This is a genomic window from Halomonas sp. IOP_14 (assembly GCF_021021315.1).
In the GTDB taxonomy this organism is placed as follows: domain Bacteria; phylum Pseudomonadota; class Gammaproteobacteria; order Pseudomonadales; family Halomonadaceae; genus Vreelandella; species Vreelandella titanicae.
The window spans coordinates 16,708-34,910 of sequence record NZ_JAINWD010000050.1 but is presented as its reverse complement, the minus strand read 5'-3'; the positions used below and the strand labels follow the sequence as shown (position 1 = coordinate 34,910).

Sequence of the window (18,203 nt, the reverse complement as noted above, 5' to 3'; positions counted from 1 at the left end):
CGGTGTAGGTGGCTTCATGCACCAGCACCTGGGCGCCCGCGCAGGCATCAAACAACAAGTCAGGCTGGTCATTGTCCCCAGCGATCACCACTTTTCTCGGCTTGTGCTTGAAGATCAAGAACTCATGGCTTTTTAACCGCTCACCCTCAAACTCAACATCAAACCCTTGCTTCAACTGCCCCCACAACGGCCCTCTTGGGATACCCTTTTGCGCTAGCTTATCCACGTCCAAGGCAGCATCTACCTTTGTCTCCGTAAACCCATAAGCATAGGACGGCGCCCAGTGTGAAAGCCTGAACGTAGTAACCGAGATGCTCTCAAACTCAACGCTGGGCAGCTCGTCCGAATCGATAAACTCCAAAGCGAAGGGCAAGCAAAGCTGCGTGGCCTCGCAAGTGGCCTCCAGCCACGCCTTGATACCTGCGGGCGCCACTATGGTAAGCGGCGCTTGCCGGCCACCCATTCCCGCACTCGCCAGTATGCCCGGCAGGCCATAGCAGTGGTCGCCGTGCACGTGGGTAATAAATATGGCTTTCAGCGAATGGAACGATAGCTTCGTGTGCAAGACCTGATGCTGGGTGCCCTCACCACAATCGATTAGGTACCAGCCCTTCCCCTTGCTCTCTCGCAAGGCGACCCCGGAGACGTTTCTGCTTTTTGTTGGTACACCGGCCGAGGTGCCGAGGAAAAGTAGGTTCATATCTTGTTCGTGCTCTCGCTTTAAGACCAAGGCGATGGCGTGCCAGTTCGCTAAATATAAACAGTCGTACTTTGCAGTGCGTTACGAATAGGCCTGCGCTTATGCAGCTAGCTCATAATGCTTTTGATATATCGAAATTCACTGCTTCACAAGCTGAGCACCTTCGCAATAAATAGAGCACACCTTTATTTCCCTATAGACGAAAATCCCTACTATCTTGAAAACTATTGAAAACCTTTTACTTAAACCAGCCATTCCTGTCGAAAATCTAACTCTTAAGCTATCATAAGTAAATGCAAACCCCTTCCTCACCAACATTCTCGCCCATGGCGTCTCTTGAAGCGGCCAAGTAATAAAAGATATTATTATCCTCTTTGTTTCAACAGATAAGATCTTAAACAGCTTGACAAATGCTTGTTTATCCCATGAGTAAACCTTCAGACTTTCCTACCAGCTCACGTCATTTATTAACATAATCAGCATCCTACGAAACTAACTATTTTTTGATAACACTGCGGCCTGTAGAAAACTTGGAGCGGAGGATTAATATTTATTCAGCAGTACTTTGTTAGCGCTTGGGTACGTTTATAGATGGCTTTATTTCACGAGGTATACCATTTAGTATATTTTCTTTGTTCCTATGATGCATTTTATGAAAGAATTCATTAAAAACAAGACAGAAAATTGATGTGATATTTTTAGTGACTCTAGTATAAAAACTAGCAGCACTATTGGATTTACCAGCATGAAATGCAGGAAAATCTGCCAAGGAAGACAATCTTTCCATATTTTGCTCCGTAGCGGTATGCACGTCAGCACAAAGCACCTTGTAATCACTATGTAGACTCACATAACACTGCCTAACAAGTGGATTAAGAGAGTTGTTGAACAAATTTTGTTTTGATGCGACATCAAACACTTTATACAAACTCTTCTCAACCAACTGGGATTTGTTTTCCAAACTACTAACTGCTCTTATGAAGTTCTCAATAGCAATTCTAAGCATCACCCTTGAAGCTTTATAATTACCATTAATCCAATTAAAAAAAGAAGACGCTAAATCAGAAACAGATTCAGACAATCGAAAAACAATATCCTCGTTACTGTTGATGTACTGTCGTTGGAAATTTTCACTTTCATGCTGCAATTCCGCATTCCAAGCAATAGCTGAAAAATAGCACTTATGCATATTTCTTAATGAATCAACATACTCCGGATGTGACAAGTTATTAGATATTTTATATTCACTGACATACATATTCATCTTAGTTAAATCAGCAGAACATTCTCTAGTCATATTATTCCGATAATTTTCTTATCGCCTCATTCCAAGAAAAACCTGTTAGTTTTTTGGCTTCCGCGAATTTTGATATTTTTTCCGTGCTAGTAGTGATTGCCGATAGCGCATTAACCATGTCTTCTAACTTCGAGTCATTAAGCTCATTACACTCACATACAACTAGCCCTATAAGCTCATATTTTGATCTTTTTTCTACTCTTGCAACTTCAATTCCAAGCACATCTTTTGCAAACGAGGCAATATCTTCATTTTTTGGAAAAAGCTTTGTATCTTGAAATAGTCGCGGTAGAACTCCTATCAGATAGTGTATATTTGGATTAGGAGATGCGTACTTATCAGCTGCCGATAGCACAAAGCTGTCAGTTAGCATCTGACTTCTCAAAATATCTGGTATTTCATTTAACTTAAGCTTTTTCTTGGAATCCAACAGCCACGACAGTTCTTCAATAAAATCAATCGCATACTTAACTTTAGTTTCATCAGTAACTGAGCTTCTACGTGTTTTTTTAGGTTCAGTCATTTTCTTCAACTCTGTTTGTAAACTCTGTCGTAATATTAGTAATTGCAGTTCTTGCCTCGAGATTATCTCCAGAAAGTATATGTATTTGATCTAGTTGACCCTGTGCAATCCCGACTCTTTTTGGCAAAGATACTGGATAAAGATATCTCTTCCAATATTTATCACGCTCCAAATTCATTTTGGCATTTTGATACACTTTTGTATTGGACTCAGTTAATGTTAACACAAGTCCTGCACAACTCAGTGAGAGGTCAAAATTTTCCTTTTTCTCGTCAATTATGCTTCTAAGTAGATCTATACCAGTCAGGGATATCGGATCAGCCTTAACAGGAATAACATAATATTGAGAAGCAATAAGCGCGCTAGTCATCCAGACCGATGGTGTAGGTGGAGTATCAATAACCACGTAATCATATTTATCTTCCACCTTAGCCAGATAGTTTTTTAATCTATTTTCTCGTCCGTCTCCAGGGGCCATTTCAAGACGGTAAAGTTCGAGGTTACCCGGAAGTAGATCAAAGTTATTCTTTATACTTAAAACTTCTATATCTTCTAGATTTTTAGGCTTCAGCTTATCTCTACTAGCAACAGCACTGGGCACGATTCGAGAATTTCTATCGAAGACCTTAAGAATAGTGTCTCCATCCTTTCGCAAATGCCCCATATAGTCTTCAGGAGCAACCAAGCATTGAGTTGCATTAAACTGAGGATCGACATCTATTAGTAAAACCCTTTTTTGATGTCGAGATGCCAAACAGTCAGCCATATTGATAGCCAACGTAGTTTTTGCAACCCCTCCTTTCATATTTATGAGACTTACGACCTTCAAATTAATTCTCCATATATTTTATATACTTAACTTATAAATCCAAAAAAATAAAAAAGCAAAATACTGCATAACCTTAATAAACTTGGCAGCTCATTCATTATTGGTCACATATCGCCTAATTTTTAATTTAAAAAATTATTTAGGCGAAGAGTGAAAAACGTTAGCAACATATCCACAAGCCAAGTTCCAGCACGCTTTGCCGTTTTAATTCACACTATATACTAGCCAATTCCATTTAACCAACCTCTAAACATAACATCTCCCCACCAAACCACTGCTGCTTAAGCCCCCGCTGCTTCTCCAACAGCAACGTCAGATACTCACTTAACGGATGAGCAGAGTGCAGCGCGGCGAGGTGCTTGCGAAGCCTGCGTTGGAAAGGAAACTGTTCGGCGGGCATGTGCAGCGGCGTGGCATTTTGGGTAAGCCATTCTATGGTGGGCAGAAGCAAGTGGGTGGCGTTGCTGTCGAGCGCTAGCGTAACGCCTTTTACATCGAAGTCACCGGCGTAGATATGTGCTCGGCGGGTTTTGTGCCAAGCATCAGCCAGTAAGGCAAATCCTCCGCCATAGTGGCTGTCGCCGCGGTAGACGACCAGCGGATTTACGTAGCCGCTTAGCGCTGGTTGTTCCGGCGAAAACTCGTAGAAGCTGTCCAGGTTTTCGACCTGGATTAGAGCGCTGAACGCGCTCAGTTTTAGCCCCATTACATCCACATCGCGAATGGCGCGTGGTTCGTTGGCAAGCCCTGTTGTTGGTTGAGGTGGAAAGCTGACAAGCACCCTTCGCGCACGGGGGCTTTCGCGGGTTGCTTTGTCTTCTTCTACGCCCTCTTTCGCCTGGGCGCTGCTGGTCAAGCCGCTGAGTGAGCGGCCTAGCGGTGCTATGCGGGCACTTTCGAGTACGTCATTGATCTGCGCCAACAAGGCGGCGTCAAAGCGCAGCGTTTTACCGTTGATTCGCGTGGCTAGGTCAATGTCGTGCTGGTGGCACCAGGCCACTACGTCGTCTACCCACTGGCGGCGCGGCTTCTCCACCGTGGGCTGGCGGAGAAGTTCGCGGGCGACGCCGTTAAGGCCATTGCGTGCACGGCTGGGTAGGTTCATACGGCCAGCTGCAGTTCTACATCGTGGATCAGGCGCAGGTGGTTGAAGGTACTCGCCTGACTTTCCTGCTGCTTGAGCCGAAACGCCTTCTGATCGCTGCGCGGCAGGCCCTGGTATTCGGAAATTACCTGGAAGAGCCAAATCTCATCCGGCCATTCCAGCGGGCTGTCACGCAGGTACTCAAGGGCGCTGACCGGCTCGGCCTGGGGCTGGTCGATCACGCTCAAATAGAAGTGTTCCACATCTTGCTTGAGCGCCTGCTGGCGGGCGGCGGCGAGGCTGCTTTCTTGCGCTTGGGCCGGGGCCGCGGCTTCAACCGTTTGCGTGGTGTGGCGCGGTTGGGGTAGCTGGTGCAGCAGATCGGCGAGCAATCGGCTATCCAGGTTGCGATCCAGCGCCGGGGCGGCTGCGGCGCTTAGCGGTGCAGCTTGATTGACCAGCCCAGGCACTTCGCTGCGCCGGGCGTAGTTGCCGGGCACAAAGCCAGGGTGTTCGCGCATAAAGGCGGCCATGCCGCTGATTAGGCGGCTGCGCGCCTGCTGCTTGCGAAAGCGCGCCATCAGTTCGATCAAGCGCCGCTGCACTTCGCGCAGGCTGGTGTAGTGGTGGCTTAGCTGCTGCTGAAGCTGGCTGATCAATAGTTTGCGCAGGCCGCCGTCGCTGCCCACCAGTTCGATCAGCTCGTCGAAGTCGATCAGCGCTAGGCCGTCCAGCAGCCTCGCGATCTGCTTCTGGGCGCGGTCGTTCTCGCGGATTTTGTCGTTGAGCTGGCTGACGAAACCAAAATCGCTATTCAGCCGCTGCCATAAGCTGTCGATGGCATCGGCGAAGCGCCCGTTCAGGTCGTCGACTTCCTGGCGCAGGCGCATCAACTGCTGCTCCAGCCGCCAATGCTCGCCGCGGCTGCGCGCCTCCCGATAGCTGTGCACCAGGGCGCGAATCAGCTCCAGGGTTTCCGCTACATCGGCATTCACATGGCGGCGAGTCTCGTCGGCGAGCATCTCGGCGATCAGTTCACGCACTTTGGGCGCCAGCTTCACGCCGCTCTGCTCATCCGGACGCCATAGAATGCGCGCAGCCAGCAGCTTGCGCAGCGCACTATCGCTGAGCGATTCCAGCGGCACTTCATCGCGGGTGTAGGCCTGCATCAGTACATCGGCGTGCTTGCCGAGCAGCGCCAGCCGTTCGCTGCCGGTTTTGAGCAGGCGGCTTTCCAGGGCGTGTTCGCCGCTTGTACTCACACCTGAATTCACAACAGGGCCTCCTGGGAACCAGAGCCCTCTTCGCTACCCTCTTCGATAGGCAGGTTCTCTTCATCGCGAATAAAGCGCACCAGATCCACCAGGTAGTCGATCTTGCCGGTGACCACGAACACTTGCCGCTCTGAATGGGGCTGGAGCAGGTAGCCGTGCTCTTTTAAGCGCTTGAAAACCTGCTTTACCTGGGCATCGAGCTGGTCACTTTGCGAACCAAAAAAGCTGTCGGTAGCCAGGCGCTCCAGGCGTTCGCGCAGGCTCTGGTTGTCTTCGCACTTGGCGCTGAACTCGGCGGGTTTGAGCACGTCGCCGGGGGCGGCCAGGGTATCGCGGCCTAGGGCTTCTTGAACCAGCTGCAGCCACTCCAGCAGCGGCAGCAGGCTATTGAGCGTATCGCCTAGCTGGCGGGAGAGCTGATCCCGGGCGTTGTCATTGAGCTGACGCCAGGCCAGAAAGTAGACGCTGCCGTCTTCATTGCTGGCCAGTCGGCGGTTAAGCGGCCGCAGGTAGGTATCGATCTCTTCGCGGGTCTCTTCATTGGTGAGATGACGATAGCCGCTCTCATCGCTGATCGGGCAGACAAACTCACCCGCCAGCAGGCGCTCTAGCAGTGGGCCATGTTCGATCATACCGTCACCTCCTGCTGACGTTCCTGGAGCCGTTCGGCCAGGCGGCTTAGCCGTGGCTCGATGCGTTTTAACACCCGCTTGTTGGGGTTGGCCTCATCGCGATCGATCAGGTAGCGGTTGGCGAACAGCAGCAGCACATCGGATTCCGGGTTGGGAAACGCGCCGACAATATGAATGCGGTTGCTGTCGCAGGCGTCGAACAGTTTTTCGACGTTGTGGTACGCCAGGGTGCCGATCTCATCGATGGGCCAGTGGATGGCGATTTCCGCATCACCGCGCAGCAGGCGGGTAAAGGCGAGTAGGAACTTGCACAGAATCAGATACGCCATGCCGTGGCTGGAGGACTCCAGCAGCTGGCGGTCGTTTTTGATCACCAGATCGGTGCCGCCTTCGTTCAGGTGCAGCTCCAGGCGCAGCAGGCTTTCGAAGCTGTACTGCTGGTCGCTGCGCAGCAAGTCGACCACGTCCGCCAGGGCGTTGAGGTAGTCGTCGCTGGGTAGCGTCTGGCCGGATTCCCGCCACTCTTTGTAGCGCTGGGCGAACAGTTTCAGCGGCTCCCAGAAGCCCAGTTCATCGATGGTGGACTGGATGCGCACTTCGGCCTTGGTGATGCCTTCCAGGCGCAGGTCATCGGCGACCTCTTCAGAGAGCCGACGGCTTTGGGCGCTGATGCGGCGGTTCAGGTCGCGGAAGACGGTGAAGAATTTATCCAGGTCGTCGCTTAGGTTGCGCCCTTCCTGAATCAGCTGCTGCTGTTGATCTTCGAGCAGTTTGAGCATGTCGCGCAGTAGCGGCAGCTGTAGGCGCGGATTGTCGCTCTGCAGCTTGCTGCGTTCGCTCTCCAGCGCTTCGGCAAAGCCGCTGCTGGCGTCCTTGATCAGTTGGCTTTCGACTTCCAGGCAGCCACGGCGCAGCTGCTCGATAAGCTGGTGGCGATTGCCCAGCGCCTGGCGGGCGCGCTCGATGCGCTCGTCCACATCGCCCAGCGGCGCACTCGGCGCTTGGCCGTCGGGCTCAATAGCCAAGCTTTCCAGTTGGGTGAGTAGCGGCTTCAAGGCTTCCAAGCAGGCGTATTCGCTCTCCCGCTGGGATTTCAGCGTACTGACCGTGCTTTGGTGGGTTTTGCGCGCGGCCTGAAAGTCATTTTTCAGGTGCTCTTTATCGCGCTGCAGCTTTTGCTCCGCCTGTTCCAGCTCGGCTTCTTGCGCGACCAGCTGCGGCTTATGCTGGCCCCACTCGACGCGCATAAAGCGGGTGTACTCGGTCAGCTCATCCTGGCGGGCGGCGGTGACGCGGATGCGTTCATCCTGGCTTGCCAGCCGCTCCTTGGTATCTTTTAGCTTGGCGGGGTCGACGCCCTGCTCGGCCAGTTCCTGGCTAAAGGCCTCTTCCAGTTCCGCGCGCTGGCGCTGGTGTTCGCTGTTGGCGTCACTCAACTGCTGCTTATATTGGCGCAGCTGGGCATCCAGGCTATCCACCTGGCTCTGGCCGTCAGCTTTGAGCTCCAGCAGTTGGCTTTGATGGGTCTCGCTGAGGGCGGCGAGTGCCTGTTGCTTCTCTTCACGCAGCTCCTGTTGCGCCTGCTCCTGGCTGGCTAACGCGGTCTGATGTGCCGCACGACGCTCCTGCTGGCGCTTGGTATGGCGCTCCTGCTGCTGGCGGCGGGCTTCCAGCGCAAACTCGACTTCCTGCTCGGCGCGCTTGTGAGCCATACGGCCCTGATCCTGGGCTTCATCGGCCTGCTGCACCCGCTCGTTATGTTGTTTGAGCGATTTCTCGGCGGCTTGGCTCTCGGTCTGCACCCGGCGCTTGGCGGTGTCCGCCTCTTCGATGGCGGCCAGCAGGCTGGCTTCATCCTGGGCGTAATCGGGCAGGGCAATGGCAGAAAGATCCAGCGCCAGCCCGAATAAGTCATCGCTTGCGCCTTCCGCCAGCTGTGGGGCGAGGTCACGCCTCTCCAGCAGCTCCGGCGCAATTACCTTGCCTAGCTGCTGCTCCCAGCCGGGGCGGTGGTAGCGCAGGAAATGGCGCAGGCTGCCCTGCTCCGGGTCACGCTGCTGATAGAGCGCAAAGCAGCGCTGCTCGGCGCGCTCCAACTGCTGGCGAAGCTGCACCAACTGTTGTTCGGCACTGTCGCGCTCGCGCTTGCGGCTTTCAAACTCCCGGCGCAGGCCATCCAGGGTAGCGGCCGATGCGTTGCGCTCCTGCTGGGCCTGATCCAGGCGCGCCTGGGCAAGCTCCGCTTCGGATGCCTCTTCGGCGGTCTGGGTCGAGAGCGAGAGCTGTGCTTTTAGCTCGGCTAACTGCTCGACGCCGAGCTCCAGCTGCGCCTGGTACTCGCCTTCCAGGCGTTGGCGCTCCTGCTGATAGCGTTCGTTGAGCTGCTGTTCGGATTCCCACTGCTGCTCCCGACGCAGGGCTTTCTCTTCGACCAGGGCGTCGATCAGTTCCTGGGATTCACGGGTCTGGCGGGCCAGCGCCTCGGAAAGCTCGCGCAGCCGCCCGTCCAGGCGCGCCTGGCTCTCTTTTACCGCGTCCTGCATCACGTTCAGGTGGGTGCGCAGTTGGTCGCGCTGTTCCCGCCACTGGGGTAGCGCGTTGATGTCGCGCTCCAGGGCGGGCATGTCCGCATCGGCGTATTGCTCGTACTGGGTTTGCAGATCATTCAGGCGGCGCTGGGTCTGCTGCAGATCGCTAACCACTTCGCTGTGGCTGTCGTTCAGCTTATCCCGCGCTTCTGCGTAGTCGCTCTCCCGCTGCTGGAATTCGCGCTGGTGGCGGGCAAGCTCAGCATCCACATCGGCCATACGGCGCTCTGCCTGCTGGCGGTCGTCTTCCAGTTGGGGTTTCAGTTGCCAGAGCGTGGCATCCAGGTCGGCGAGTTCACGATCGATACCGGCCAGCCTGGCCAGCGATGCCTGCAGCGGTTCCAGGCGCATGGATTGGCGCATCTGGGCGATCCACTCCCGCGCCTTGGTGTTGCGAATCCGGGTCACCGGAAGCTCGACGCCATCCTCTTCGAAAATCGCCGCCAGCATGGTTTTGAGGGTGTCCATCTTGCCCTCTTTGGCATGCACCGCAGAAACCAGCTTTTCGATATGGCGGATGCGCCGCTCGGGTTTGACCAGGCTGAACTGCGACGCGATCTGGCGCAGCTTGAGGCCATCGCGGCTGTTGCCGTGCAGTTGGGTAAAGTCGTTCTGGATCACCGAGCGAAATTCAGAGGTCGCGCCCAGCTTGGGCGACACCGGCGTACCGCTACGCCGCAGGCCACTGGCCCACTGGGTGTAGTCCAGCGCCGCCACGCCCGCATCGCTCTCCACCAGATAGTCTTCCGGCAGATAGGGCGCGCCAACAAAGCGGTACTCCACCCCGCCCTCGGCCTTGCGGGTCAGCACCGCCTGGCAGATATTGCCCGCTTCGCGGCGGTATTCGTACACCAGGTAGCTATTGCGGTGGGGCAAATAAAACGCGTCGAACTTCATACGCGTCTTGGGCACGACCTTGTTGGGTAGCTCACCGTAAAATACCGGCACCAGGCGCTGTAGCGTGGTTTTACCGGAGGCGTTGGTGCCGCAAATATTGGTGTGACCGTCCACACTCAGTTCGACCACGCCTTCCAGGTGGCCGTGAATCATCACGATGCGTAGCAGGTGGGCCATGCCGTGTCCTTTCGATGACTATTTCAATGGCTGTCTCAATGACTATCCGGATCGTTTTGCTGATCGCTGAAAGTGGCTATAGTGCCAGACACAGACCAAGGTGGCATCCGTTGAGTCCCAAACATCAATTCCAGTACCCCAATGACAAACCTTCAGAACGACCCGGGCTAATGGCTGGCCTTTCACGATTTTCCGGCGGCTCACATATTGACCGGCCAAGCGCTAAGGCGCTCGCGATAGCCAACCCTACTACCGATGGCGTGTTGGCTCGATCAGAGGGGGACAGTAGAAAAAGCGGCAAGATATGGAGATGGACCGGCCCTGACAGCCGGCCCGGGGTGGGATCAGCCCTCGGCGAGCCAGCCGTCGATGAGATCGCGATGTTCCTCGATCCACTGCTTGGCGCCTTGCGTGGGGTCGCCGAGGTTTTCGATGGTCAGCATGAGATCGGCCAACTGGTCGTGGCTCATGTGCCAGGTGTCAAGCATTTGGGTGACCTCTGGATGCTCCTCGCCAAACCCTTTGGGCGACATCCACATGATATCGTCACCACCCCCATAACTCTTCTTGGGATCTTCTAGCGCCTTCAGGTCGTACTGCGCGTAGGCCCAGTGGGGCTGCCAGAGTGTGACGGCGATGGGCGCTTCATTGGCATAGGCTTCCTCAAGGGCTGCGAGCATGGCGGGGCCGGAGCTGTTCAACTGGCGAAACGGAAGGTTGTAACTCTTGATGGCGTTTTCGGTCTCGCCGGAGATAGCCGAGCCCGATTCGATGCCAAGGATGGTCGGCTCGCCCTGATAGTCGAAGCGCCCGGCGTTGTCTTTGAGGTCACTGATGCTATTGATGTCTTCCATGTAAGCGGGCACCACCAGTTCGTCCTGGGCGCCGTCGAACCAAGCATCGTGAACATCGATGCGGTCCTTGTAGGGCTCGATGTACTGGGCATCGCCATGCGGGAGCCAGACTTCCAGCGAGATATCCAGATCGCCGTTTGCGAGCCCGCTGAAGAGCACACTCTTGCCGGTGGTGGTCAGCTCGACGTCGTAGCCCTGCTCTTCAAGCAGTTGCTGCCACATGTGCGATACAGCAATGTTTTCCGCCCAATTGTTGGTACCGATGGTCAGCGTGTCGTTGGCCGAGGCGGTTATCGAGAGACCGGCCAGACCGCAGGCGATAAAAAGGGGTGTCAACGGTTTCATACGCGTCCTTTTTTATGTTCGTTAATCGAAAGGGATGAGAAAGAGTGATGCGCTACGACGTCACTCTTCCATCAGTATGTCGGAATAGCCGTAGGTCGAGAGGCGTTCGATGCCATCTTCGGTGATCAGCACCTGCTCTTCCAGCTTGACGCCCTCGGTGCCGTCTCGGTGGCCAATATAGGCCTCGACGCAGAGCGTCATGCCGGGTTCGATGGTGCCGTCGTAGCCGACGTCGTCCCAGTCCATGTCGTGGGCGATCAGCGGCCACTCGCCGGTCATACCGCAGCCGTGAACAATATCCAGGTAACGGTTTTCGCGATAACCATCGGGTATCGGCCACGCTTGTTGCGAGTAGTCGCGAAAGCTCATGCCCGGGCGCAACAGGGCAATGTTGCGCTCGAGCTGGTCGGCGGCCATGCGATAGAGCGCTTTTTGCTCGGCGCTGGGCGCGCCTGCGCCGGACACATGGAAGGTTCGCGAGAAATCGGTGTAGTAGCCGAAGCAACCCACGATGTCAGTATCGAAGGCCACCAGCTCGCCTGGAGCGATGACTTTGTCCGAGCATTCCTGGAACCACGGATTGGTGCGTGCACCGGAGGTTAGAAGTCGAGTTTCGGCGTATTCACCGCCGGTGGCCAGCACGTGCTGGTTGAAGATTGACCACAGCTCGTTTTCGTTCATGCCGGGGCGAATGGCGGCTTCCATACGCGTCATGGCGGCTTCGGTCAGGGTCACCGAGCGGTGAATGAGGGCCAGCTCGTCAAGGCTCTTGATCGACTTGGCGCCCTCGACCACGGTGGCGGCGTCGGTCAACTGGAAGCCAGCCTGGCCCAGCGCCTCGATGGCGCCGGTGGGTGCGGACTCGATGCCTAGACGCTGCCCCTGGGTATGCGAACGCTCGAACAGGCTGCGGATGTCATCGACGAAGGCCTGGGTATGTGCTGCGCAGCGAGGACCGCTGTACTGCGGCATCACCGCCCGGGCGGGATGCACCTCGTCGAGTAGCTCGGCGTTGGCCGCCAGGTGCAGGCAGGCGCTGAATTCAAACAGCACCACTGGGCCATCCGCCGCCACGTAGAGATAGCGCGCAGGGTTACGCTGCGAGTAGACCTGCATGTTGCGCACGCCGCAGGCATAGCGAATGTTGATGGGATCGAACAGGATCACCGCATCCAGTTGGTGATGCTTCATCTGCTGGCGCAGGCGTTGCAGCCGGTAGCGCTCGACGCGCGACAGCAGCGCGGCGTCGAGCGTGGCATGGCGGAAGCTCCCGCCGGCATAGGGGCCGCCCGTGGGAACTGATCCGGCGAGTGACACGATATTGCCCATGGCAAGGCATCCTTTTGTGAAGTGGATAAATAAGGGTCGCGTTCAGTGGTACCTAACCCATGAGCGCGTCGTGACGGCGCTGATTATCGGCATCGATATGCTGTTGGGTGACGCGGCCGTAGATGCGCCGGGTGTGCTCCAGGCTACCCATCATGTCAGGCGTCTTGGCGTACCCCAGTAGCGTGCAGAGGCGCTGGCCTTTGGCGGCGGCGACGCGGTGCATGGAATAACGTCCTTTGAAGAGCTGCAGGTCGCCGGTTTTGAGCGTCAACGATTCGACGTCGGTGTGGTCACCCTCAAGTACGCGTTGCACGGCAGCGAAGTTTTCCTCGCCGGGGCGGCGAATATTGGGCACGTACTGGAATTCGCCGCCTTCATTAGGACGCCGCGTCATAAGGCTGACGATGAATTCGTTGGTGTCGAAGTGCCAGGGCAGCTCGGTGTCGTCGGGCATCACGTTGATCACCAGCCCCGCGATAGGATCGGCGAACTCGTAAATCACCGGCTCTTCGAGGCAGTCGGCAACGAAGCGCTGGAAGTCAGGGTCGCGATAAAGCTGCTGGACAATGGCGTCCTCGGGGATCAGGTCACGCGCCACGAAGCCATTGGTGTAGTGCTGGAAGAAGCGTGCAGGGTGATCCTCGGGCAGAGACGGATCGTCCGGCGTGACGTAAGGGTTAACGTTGTTGTCCGAGTAGAACGCCTTTGGCGCCAGGGCCTCACTTTCCTCGCGCAGTGGCTCGATAAGATCTTTGCGGATGAAGCTCGATAGCAGAGCACAGCCGTCGGTACGCAATTGTTGACGAACGCGCTCGACCGCCGATTGGTAGGCGTCGCTATCGCGCTGCAGGATCGGGTAGCGTTCAAGATCTATAAAACGCGCTAATGGATGGCGGTCATCGGTGGCGTCTTGCGAGGCCGGTTGGGTTCCGAGCGTAGCTTGTGACATATATTGCCTCTCCTGATAGTTCGTTAATGATCAGTTATTGCTAACAGATCGTTGCTAGGGAGTGGCAATACAGTAAAAGTGTGGGGACGGGGATACTAATGAGAATGTCCGACCATCTGCGACGAGATTCTTATCGTTCCAGCTCGCTCCGAGGTGGATGCGGCCTTATCTCACACGTCGGTGCGGTAGAGATGGCGGAGCGTGGCCGCCAGCGGCTCGGCGACGGCGGTGATACGTGGCGTTTGCGCATAGGCCAAATACCAAGGAATGCGCAGTAAGTTACCCGCCAATGGCCGCATGACGACGCGACCGGCGTGATGTGCATCCTGAACGGCCCAGCGCGATAGGATGCTCACACCCTTGCCAGCAGCGACGAGCTCAAGGATCAGGGCAACCGACTCAATCTGAACCATATGCGACGGGTAGACGCCGGCTGGCTGGAAGAAATGCTCGAACTCATGGCCGGACTCGGGGGTGATGCTGTAGGTAAAGTGCCGCCCCTGATCGAATACCTCGGCGGGCACTGCGTCGCTTTGCGCATAGGGGTGCTCGGGCGGCAAAACGGCCACCAGTGGCTCCTCGAACAATAACTGGTGGGCAATGCCACGCTGCGAGGGCACCTCAATCATGCAGATCATGTCGACGCGACTGGTGAGTAACGCCGTGGTCATGTCTGCCATGGACAGGCGTACTAGGTCGATGTCACGCTCATGCTGGTCGTAGAGATGCGGAATCGCCCTCGAGAAGGTGTCGTAAGGGCCGATGCCCAGTCGCAAAGCGGGTTCGGTCCGGCGTGCCAGTTGCCACGCCTCGAGCTCGGCGCTGCGCAGTCGAGGGAGCACTTCATGTGCAGTCTCAAGCAGTCGCTCTCCTGAGGCGGAAAGCGTCAGTCGGCGTCCTTCACGGTGAAAAAGCGCCACACCCAGGCGGCGTTCCATTTCACGAATGCGATGCGTAGCCGCGGGCTGAGTAATGCCGATAGCGGCAGCAGCACCGTGCACCGTGCCGTGAGTGGCAATGGCGTCTATCAATACGTAATACTTGATATCCAGCATGGGAGGGTCTCTTGAGAGATGACGCGTCGCGTGAAACGACATGCTAGCACCGGCCAGTTTCTTTTGAATACGCCGTGTTCCATACATTACCTAGCCCTCTTCATAAGGCTTGGAAATACTGGCTTAATCGTCAGGGCGTTTTGTTGCCAAGCAGCCCCTCGAAGAAACTCACCGCGTTGGCTTCCAGTCCTTCCAGATAGTAACCGCCTTCCTGCACCACCAGCGTGGGTACGTTCAGGCCCGCTACCCTGCGGCCAAGCTCAGCAAAACCCGCGGTAGAAACGGTGACCTTGGCTTGGGGGTCAAGTTCGTAGATATCGAACCCCAGCGCCAGCACGATGGCGTCCGGTTCGAACAGGCGGATGGCCTGGCAGGCTTGCTCCACGCGGTCAAAGAACACCGACTCCTCTGATCCATGGGGCATCGGCAGGTTGAGGTTATAGCCCAGCCCGACCCCCTGCCCGCGCTCGTCTTCAAAGCCAGTCACCGCTGGGTAGAAGTTGGTGGTATCGCCGTGGATCGAGATATACAGCACATCGTCGCGCTGGTAGAAAATTTCCTGAATACCCTGCCCATGGTGCATATCCGGGTCTAACACGACGATGCGGGGGTAGCGCGAGGTGAGGTGCTGCGCGGCAATGGCGGCATTATTGAGAAAGCAGAAGCCACCGGCGGAATCGATGCCAGCGTGGTGGCCCGGCGGGCGCGATAACGCATAGGCAAATCGCTCCCCGGCTAATAAAGCCTCAGCCCCGGCGACCGCACTCTGCGCCGACCAATAAGCCGACTGCCAAGTGTGCTGGCCCACGGGAGCGCTACCGTCAGCCAAGTAACGCCCGGCTTCCGCCAAGATGCCGCGCAGAGCATTGGGCGAACGCACAAAAATATTGGAAATAACTTCTTCACCCCAATCCTCGCCGAGGGCATGCCAGCGCCGATGGGCACTTTCGAGAAAGCGCAAATAGGCCAGCGAATGCACCGCCCTTAACGGCGCCACGCCATGATCCGCGGGTGCTTGAATATCAAACCCTAGCTGCTTGGCGGCTGCCAGCAGGTGCGTGGCACGCTCGGGCACTTCCTGGGGTGTGCGCATTTTGCCACGGGAGAAGTAGGTTTGCGGCTGATGAAGCAGTTGGTCAGCGTGGAAGAACGTCTTCATCGGCACTATCTTCATCAGAACTATCTCCGGTTTCGCCCACACCCTTGACTACGAAATCGCGGGCAACGCCGATATGGTAGTCAATCGCCTCACGGCAGGCAGCAGGGCTGCCACTATCCAGCGCGTCGAGCAACTTAAAGTGGCTGGTGGCAATGGTGTCGGGGGCTTCATGGGTTTTGGTAATTAGGGTGATGCAGAGGCGCAGCTCATGGGACAGGTCGTCAAAGGCGCGCAGCAGACGCTCGTTACCTGCGTAATGCAGCATCAGTCGATGAAACTGCAAATCCTCCTCGATGCGGCGGGTGCCATCGTTACCGGCTGCCGCTTCACATAGCACCTCTACTTGCTGCTTGAGAGCGCGCTGGGCATCGGCGGTATAGCGTTCTGCCAGGCGTTCGATCCCATGGCGCTCAAGGCAGAGCCGCAAATCAAACACATCTTCGAGTTCAACGGCATTCAACGCGCGAACGAAGAAGCCTCGGCGCGGTTTCGAGATCAATAAACCACGGCTTTCCAGCAAACGAGCGGCCTCGCGAACCGGTGCGCGGCTAACACCCAAGTCGCGGGAAAGCTGCACTTCCGAGAGCCGTTCTCCGGGTAAAAAGTGTTGCTGAATAATCGCTTGGGTTAAATAGTCAGCCACCTGTTCGACCAGGTTCTGCTGCTGGATAAAGGCCCTGGGAGCCGCCGTTGGTGAGGCCATCGCATTCACTCATGGGATATGACGTGTTCTTCCCAGTATGACGAAAAAAAGCCACTTGTCGACGAACGATTGCCGACTGTCGACAGTTTTACCAAGTGCTGCTATGGTCAAAACAGATCCCTAACAAACATCACAACAGGGTCTGACACGCCTCGCTCGCCTAACGACTACGTAACCTCATTACGTGCTAATAACCGAGGAGCAGGAAACATGAAAAAACCTTTAGCTTTGGCTATTTCCGCTGCAGCATTCGCTTTTACCTCCGCCGCTATGGCAGACGACCCTAAAGAAGGGGGCGTCGTTAACACCATTATTCAGCCCGAACCGCCAGGCTTGGTGCTGGGCATGATTCAAAACGCCCCTACCCGCACCGTGGCAGGCAATATCTACGAAGGGTTGTTGCGCTATACCACCGACCTAGAGCCCATGCCGCAACTGGCGGAGTCATGGGAGGTCAGCGAGGATGGTCGCACCTACACTTTCCACCTGCGTGAAGGCGTTACCTGGCACGATGGTGAAGCCTTTACCGCCGATGACGTCGTGTTCTCCGCCGATGTCTTCCACCGCGAGTTGAACCCCAGCGCCCGCGCCGTGCTACAGCACGTGGAGAGCATCGAAGCCACCGACGACCACACCGTCGTATTTACCCTGACCCAACCCTTCGGCCCTTTCCTGCTCTCCTTCGAGGCGGGCACTTTCACCATGGTGCCCGAGCACCTCTACGCGGGCACCGACTTCCGCGATAACGAGCACAACGACCACCCCATCGGTACCGGCCCGTTTAAGTTCTCCAACTGGGAACGCGGCACGGTGATCGAACTGGTTAAAAACGACGACTATTATGAAGAGGGCCTACCCTACCTGGATGGCGTTAACTGGCACATCATTCCCGATGGCGCTTCCCGTGCTGTGGCCTTTGAAAATGAAACCATCGACGTGCTGCCCAGCGGTACCGTCGAGAACTTCGATATTCCCCGCCTGGCCGAGATGGATAACGTCTGCATGACCGAAGAGGGCCACGAATACTTCAGCCCCTTTGCCATGCTGTGGATGAACAACCGCGAAGGCCCCACGGCGGATAAACGTTTCCGTCAGGCGGTGATGTACGCCATGGATCGCGAGTTCGCCAAAGACGTACTGTGGAACGGCCTGGGCAATGTGCCGCTCTCCGCCTTTGGCTCCAATGCGCGGTTCCAGAACGACGACCTGGAACCCTACTATCACAACCCCGAACGCGCCCGTGAGCTACTGGATGAAATGGGCTACGACGGCGAAGAGATCACCATTCTGCCGCTGCCCTATGGGGAAACCTGGACGCGTTGGGCCGAAGCCGTGCAGCAGAACCTGCGTGAAGTGGGTATTAACGTTGAAACCCAGGCCACCGACGTGGGCGGCTGGAACCAGCGCCTGGGCGATTGGGATTACGATCTCGCCTTTACCTATCTCTACCAGTACGGCGACCCTGCACTGGGTATTTCACGCACCTACCTTTCCGACAACATCGCCAAGGGCTCGCCCTGGAATAACGTGGAAGGCTACGAAAACGAGCGTGTGGACGAGCTGTTTAACGAGGCCGCCACGGCTTTCCCCGACGAAGAGCGCGAAAAACTTTACCGCGAAGTACAGGAAATCCTCCATGAAGACGTGCCCGTTGGCTGGCTGATGGAACTGGGCTTCCCGACCCTGTATCGCTGCGATGTGCAGAACCTGGTTACTTCCGGCGTGGGTGTTAACGACGGCTTTAAAGATGCTTGGCTAGATCGCTAAACCCAAGCCACCCAGGTAGCGCGAGCTACCTGGGTTTTTTA

The 18,203-nt window shown here is 56.1% G+C and carries 15 protein-coding genes; 1 reads left to right on the top strand and 14 read right to left on the bottom strand.

Annotation, left to right across the window (positions count from 1 at the left end; genetic code table 11):
- From K7H09_RS21905 to K7H09_RS21840, 14 genes are all read right to left on the bottom strand, one after another.
- A partial coding sequence (locus tag K7H09_RS21905) for an MBL fold metallo-hydrolase (protein ID WP_230806014.1) occupies positions 1-700 on the bottom strand: 700 nt, incomplete at its 3' end.
- 568 nt (positions 701-1,268) lie between these two features.
- Positions 1,269-1,997 (bottom strand): hypothetical protein, encoded by a 729-nt coding sequence (locus tag K7H09_RS21900; RefSeq protein ID WP_230806012.1) that lies wholly within the window; start codon positions 1,995-1,997, stop codon positions 1,269-1,271.
- A 1-nt stretch (position 1,998) separates the two neighbouring features.
- On the bottom strand, positions 1,999-2,520 hold the full coding sequence (locus K7H09_RS21895) for a hypothetical protein (RefSeq protein ID WP_230806010.1): 522 nt from the start codon (positions 2,518-2,520) through the stop codon (positions 1,999-2,001).
- Positions 2,513-3,349, bottom strand: a complete 837-nt coding sequence (locus tag K7H09_RS21890) for a ParA family protein (protein ID WP_230806008.1) — start codon at positions 3,347-3,349, stop codon at positions 2,513-2,515. The genes K7H09_RS21895 and K7H09_RS21890 overlap by 8 nt, the downstream gene beginning before the upstream one ends.
- Positions 3,350-3,584: 235 nt before the next feature.
- Positions 3,585-4,454, bottom strand: coding sequence for a DUF7281 domain-containing protein (locus K7H09_RS21885; protein WP_230806007.1), 870 nt, complete (start codon positions 4,452-4,454; stop codon positions 3,585-3,587).
- Positions 4,451-5,695: a hypothetical protein gene (locus K7H09_RS21880; RefSeq protein ID WP_442908130.1), complete on the bottom strand. Its 1,245-nt coding sequence runs from the start codon at positions 5,693-5,695 to the stop codon at positions 4,451-4,453. Before K7H09_RS21880 ends, K7H09_RS21885 begins: the two co-directional genes overlap by 4 nt.
- Positions 5,696-5,703: 8 nt before the next feature.
- Entirely contained in the window at positions 5,704-6,339 is a 636-nt protein-coding gene (locus tag K7H09_RS21875) for a condensin complex protein MksE (protein ID WP_022520046.1), read from the bottom strand.
- Positions 6,336-10,001, bottom strand: coding sequence for an ATP-binding protein (locus K7H09_RS21870; RefSeq protein WP_230806003.1), 3,666 nt, complete (start codon positions 9,999-10,001; stop codon positions 6,336-6,338). Before K7H09_RS21870 ends, K7H09_RS21875 begins: the two co-directional genes overlap by 4 nt.
- Positions 10,002-10,345: 344 nt before the next feature.
- A complete protein-coding gene (locus K7H09_RS21865; RefSeq protein WP_230806001.1) occupies positions 10,346-11,200 on the bottom strand; it encodes a glycine betaine ABC transporter substrate-binding protein in 855 nt (284 codons plus the stop codon).
- Between the two features lie 60 nt (positions 11,201-11,260).
- On the bottom strand, positions 11,261-12,529 hold the full coding sequence (locus K7H09_RS21860) for a M24 family metallopeptidase (protein WP_230805999.1): 1,269 nt from the start codon (positions 12,527-12,529) through the stop codon (positions 11,261-11,263).
- Between the two features lie 52 nt (positions 12,530-12,581).
- Positions 12,582-13,478, bottom strand: coding sequence for a HalD/BesD family halogenase (locus K7H09_RS21855; RefSeq protein ID WP_230805997.1), 897 nt, complete (start codon positions 13,476-13,478; stop codon positions 12,582-12,584).
- A gap of 170 nt (positions 13,479-13,648) precedes the next feature.
- The gene (locus K7H09_RS21850; protein WP_230805980.1) at positions 13,649-14,533 is read right to left on the bottom strand and encodes a LysR family transcriptional regulator; all 885 of its coding nucleotides are present in this window, start codon (positions 14,531-14,533) and stop codon (positions 13,649-13,651) included.
- Between the two features lie 130 nt (positions 14,534-14,663).
- The gene (locus K7H09_RS21845; protein ID WP_230806016.1) at positions 14,664-15,692 is read right to left on the bottom strand and encodes a histone deacetylase family protein; all 1,029 of its coding nucleotides are present in this window, start codon (positions 15,690-15,692) and stop codon (positions 14,664-14,666) included.
- Positions 15,670-16,395: a GntR family transcriptional regulator gene (locus K7H09_RS21840; RefSeq protein WP_041157577.1), complete on the bottom strand. Its 726-nt coding sequence runs from the start codon at positions 16,393-16,395 to the stop codon at positions 15,670-15,672. Before K7H09_RS21840 ends, K7H09_RS21845 begins: the two co-directional genes overlap by 23 nt.
- Before the next feature lie 210 nt (positions 16,396-16,605).
- On the opposite strand from K7H09_RS21840, the gene K7H09_RS21835 reads away from it, so the two are divergent.
- Complete coding sequence (locus K7H09_RS21835) at positions 16,606-18,162, top strand: ABC transporter substrate-binding protein (protein ID WP_230805978.1); 1,557 nt, start codon at positions 16,606-16,608, stop codon at positions 18,160-18,162.
- Positions 18,163-18,203: the final 41 nt, after the last annotated feature.

What these genes read in the sequence shown, in the direction of transcription:
- K7H09_RS21900 (WP_230806012.1), bottom strand. Translation starts at nt 1,997, where the DNA reads ATGACTAGAGAATGTTCTGCTGATTTAACTAAGATGAATATGTATGTC.
- K7H09_RS21895 (WP_230806010.1), bottom strand. Translation starts at nt 2,520, where the DNA reads ATGACTGAACCTAAAAAAACACGTAGAAGCTCAGTTACTGATGAAACT.
- K7H09_RS21885 (WP_230806007.1), bottom strand. Translation starts at nt 4,454, where the DNA reads ATGAACCTACCCAGCCGTGCACGCAATGGCCTTAACGGCGTCGCCCGC.
- K7H09_RS21875 (WP_022520046.1), bottom strand. Translation starts at nt 6,339, where the DNA reads ATGATCGAACATGGCCCACTGCTAGAGCGCCTGCTGGCGGGTGAGTTT.
- K7H09_RS21870 (WP_230806003.1), bottom strand. Translation starts at nt 10,001, where the DNA reads ATGGCCCACCTGCTACGCATCGTGATGATTCACGGCCACCTGGAAGGC.
- K7H09_RS21865 (WP_230806001.1), bottom strand. Translation starts at nt 11,200, where the DNA reads ATGAAACCGTTGACACCCCTTTTTATCGCCTGCGGTCTGGCCGGTCTC.
- K7H09_RS21860 (WP_230805999.1), bottom strand. Translation starts at nt 12,529, where the DNA reads ATGGGCAATATCGTGTCACTCGCCGGATCAGTTCCCACGGGCGGCCCC.
- K7H09_RS21855 (WP_230805997.1), bottom strand. Translation starts at nt 13,478, where the DNA reads ATGTCACAAGCTACGCTCGGAACCCAACCGGCCTCGCAAGACGCCACC.
- K7H09_RS21850 (WP_230805980.1), bottom strand. Translation starts at nt 14,533, where the DNA reads ATGCTGGATATCAAGTATTACGTATTGATAGACGCCATTGCCACTCAC.
- K7H09_RS21845 (WP_230806016.1), bottom strand. Translation starts at nt 15,692, where the DNA reads ATGAAGACGTTCTTCCACGCTGACCAACTGCTTCATCAGCCGCAAACC.
- K7H09_RS21840 (WP_041157577.1), bottom strand. Translation starts at nt 16,395, where the DNA reads ATGGCCTCACCAACGGCGGCTCCCAGGGCCTTTATCCAGCAGCAGAAC.
- K7H09_RS21835 (WP_230805978.1), top strand. Translation starts at nt 16,606, where the DNA reads ATGAAAAAACCTTTAGCTTTGGCTATTTCCGCTGCAGCATTCGCTTTT.